The sequence below is a fragment of the Kamptonema animale CS-326 genome, assembly GCF_028330895.1.
GTDB lineage: Bacteria > Cyanobacteriota > Cyanobacteriia > Cyanobacteriales > Microcoleaceae > Kamptonema > Kamptonema formosum.
In genome coordinates, this window is the sequence record NZ_JAQMUA010000402.1 from 1 (window position 1) to 3,622 (window position 3,622).

A 3,622-nucleotide genomic window follows, 5' to 3' on the forward strand; every position below is an offset into this window, starting at 1 on the left:
CCCCAAGGGGTGCGGTAATCTATACAGGGTTGTCGAAAAAAATTAATGCTTTTGAGCTTTTGTTTCTGAATGTAAAGCGCTATCCTTAGATCAGCCAGTAAAAAGAGGGTGATGATTCCAGAAATTCAGCTACGGCTGTCGAGTCGGTGAATTACTCCCCTCGACGAAGCTGCCCTGCACTCGATAAGGTATTATACGGGCGGGCGTGGAGACGCAACGCCATATCGAACTCTTATGAGTTCCTGCAACTATCGCAGAAATCCGCATCCGAGTTGGGCAACTCAGAAGGCTAAAACTCGTTACTAGGAGAATTAATGAATTTAACGTTTGAAAGCTTAGGTATCTCAGAAGAGCGCATTCGCCATCTGGAGACATTAGGCTTTAGTGAACCCACACCCATTCAGACCCAAGCAATTCCTCATTTGTTAGCTGGGCGCGATGTGGTGGGTCAGGCTCAGACAGGAACGGGCAAAACAGCAGCATTTTCGTTGCCCATATTGGAACGGATCGATCTTGGCGTAACTGCGGTTCAAGCCCTGATTTTGACTCCAACTCGTGAATTAGCGCTGCAAGTGACTGAGGCAATCCGCGAGTTGAGCGGTCTCAGCGAAGGCCCTGTGAAATTAGGCCGTTCTTTGCAAGTTTTGACTGTGTACGGGGGTCAATCAATTGACCGTCAGATGCAGCGCTTGCGCCGAGGTGTTCATATTGTAGTGGGAACACCTGGTCGGATTATTGATATGCTCAACCGGGGCAGTCTGAAGCTAGACCAATTGAAATGGATGGTTTTGGATGAAGCTGACGAAATGCTGAGCATGGGCTTTATCCAAGACGTGGAAAAGATCCTTGAGGCTGCACCTGCGGATCACCAGACAGCATTTTTCTCCGCGACGATGGAGGCTTCGATCCGCAAATTGGTGTCTAAGCATTTGCGATCGCCCATTAACGTCACGGTGGAACAACCAAAAGCTACACCGAAGCGTATCCGCCAGTGCGTATACATGGTTCCGCGTGGCTGGTCGAAGTCACGAGCTTTGCAGCCGATTTTGGAAATGGAAGATCCCGAATCTGCGCTGATTTTTGTACGAACAAGAGCGGCGGCGGCGGAATTGACCAGTCAGTTGCAAGCAGCCGGTCACAGCGTTGATGAATATCACGGCAATTTAAACCAAGCACAACGAGAGCGGTTATTGTCTCGTTTCCACCAAAGCCAGGTGCGCTGGGTAGTAGCGACGGATATTGCGGCGCGGGGTTTGGACGTGAATGATTTGACTCACGTAATTAACTACGATTTACCCGATAGCGTGGAAAGCTATGTTCACCGGATTGGTCGCACGGGTCGTGCTGGCCGCGAGGGGACGGCGATTACGTTGATTCAGGCTGTAGATCGCCGGAAATTGCGCTTGATAGAGCGTCACGTGCGCCAAACTCTGACGGTTCGCACGATTCCGACGCGATCGCAGATTGAAGGTAAGCAATTGGAGAAGATGCAAGCTAAGGTGCGTGAAGCGCTGGCTGGTGAGCGGATGGCTTCTTTCTTACCCTTAGTATCTCAGTTGTGTGAGGAGTACGATCCTCATGCGATCGCGGCTGCGGCTTTACAAATGACTTTCGATCAAAGTCGTCCCGCTTGGATGGGGTCAGATTACGCTGTAGAGGATGAACCACTATCAACTGATTCTCACAAGCCACAGTTGATCAAGAAGCGGCCTAAGACTTCTGTAAGTCCGAGCGCTCCTGTGACTCAAAATAGCTAATTTTTAGGGTGAGCATTGCTCATTCTTTTGGAAATAGAGATGCGAGCGATCGCGTCTCTATTTCATTTTATAGCCGAAGTTCCCAGGACTTTGGCACCCAACCAAAGAAACCGGGTTTTTTACGAAAATACTTCGCCCTTATCCACATATTTTCTCAAAAACCCGGTTTCTGGGGCCATGAGTGTAATTCCTATTTAATATAAAATTGAGAATACCTTAGCTAAGCTTAAAACCCAAGAAATTATACCATAAACGTTGCTAAATATATGTAAATTCTTATTACAGGTTTTCTTCGCCCTCTCCGTAATTTTACATAGAAAAACTCAAGTAAATGTACTGCTGTTATCTGTATATTTACGGTTTTCATCTGTAAAAAATCTAATATAATTCGATAATTGGGTAGCGATAAACTAATAACATCAAATTTTATTGTTGATTTCCCGCGCACAAAAACGGAAATTAATTATCGCCATTTTTACTGCCTACAGCCCTCTGCAAACTGATTAGTGTTGACAATACCTAATAAAAACTAACAAGGTTATTAATCATGCACAAGCAACTTATCTTTGTTGACTCTTCTGTACAAGATTATCAAAGCTTGATTTCAGGGATTAATAGCGCTGAAATTACGATCTTAAATCAAAATTTAAGCGGTATCGAGCAAATTACAGCCGCCTTAGCCAATCAAAAAGATATTGAAGCGCTGCATATTCTTTCACACGGCAGCCCAGGCAGTTTACAACTCGGTGCAGAGGGGCTCAATGGGAATAATATAGAAAAATTCAGCACTCAGCTAAAACAGTGGGGAAATGCCCTAACTGAAAATGGCGAGATTCTATTATATGGCTGCGATGTAGCCGCCACAGAAACGGGATTACAATTTATCCAAAACCTGCATCAATTAACAGGGGCAGATATTGCCGCATCGAATAACAAAACGGGCAATAAAGCATTAGGGGGAGACTGGGAATTAGAAGTAAAAATCGGGAACATAGAAACCCAACCCCTGAAGGTTCCTAATTACAGTTACACTTTAGCGCCAACAGTTACGGCAGATAACCAAGCCCTGGGAGTTAGCGGAACACCAATCGCCACAAAAATAGATGTTTTAGCCAATGACACTGGAACTGGAAGGCTGAACGTCGAAAGTATTGTTACCGGGCCTAGCAATGGTACAGCGATTATTAATGACTGGATTTATGTCGGCGGCGGTTTCAGCACCATCGGTGGACAAACCCGTAACAGGATAGCTCGGTTGAATAGCGATGGGACGGTAGATAGTGCCTTCAACCCGAATGCGAATAATCAAGTCAGATCGATCGCCATAGACAGCAGTGGCAACCTCTATGTGGGCGGTGGATTCAGTAATATCGGCGGCACTGCCCGCAACTCTATCGCCAAATTAAACCCCACCACTGGTGTAGCCGATGCTACCTTCAACCCGAATGCGACTGTTGGAGTCAATGCGATCGCCTTTGACAGCAGTGGCAACCCCTATGTGGTGGGCAGTTTTACCAACATCGGTGGACAAACCCGCAACAGAATCGCCAAATTAGACCCCACAACTGGTGTTGCTGATGCCACCTTCAACCCAGATGCAAATGATATTGTCAATATGATCGCCTTTGACAGCAGTGGCAACCCATTTGTGGGCGGCGATTTCTCCTACATCGGCGGACAATTCTTTAATAGCATCGCCAAATTAGACCCCACAACTGGTGTTGCTAATGCTACCTTCAACCCGGATGCGGATAATAGTGTCTATGCGATCACCCTAGACAGCAGTGGCAACCCCTATGTGGGCGGCCGTTTTACCAACATCCGTAACAGAATCGCCAAATTAGACCCCACAACAGGTGTCGCCG

General features: G+C 46.7%; 2 protein-coding genes. Both read left to right on the plus strand.

What is annotated here, in order from left to right:
* Positions 1-314 precede the first annotated feature (314 nt).
* Positions 315-1,757: a DEAD/DEAH box helicase gene (locus PN499_RS23810; protein ID WP_272035228.1), complete on the plus strand. Its 1,443-nt coding sequence runs from the start codon at positions 315-317 to the stop codon at positions 1,755-1,757.
* Positions 1,758-2,304: 547 nt separating this feature from the next.
* Positions 2,305-3,622, plus strand: a 1,318-nt coding sequence (locus tag PN499_RS23815; RefSeq protein ID WP_272035229.1) for a DUF4347 domain-containing protein, incomplete at its 3' end; no start/stop codon positions are given.

What these genes read in the sequence shown, in the direction of transcription:
- PN499_RS23810 (WP_272035228.1), top strand. Translation starts at nt 315, where the DNA reads ATGAATTTAACGTTTGAAAGCTTAGGTATCTCAGAAGAGCGCATTCGC.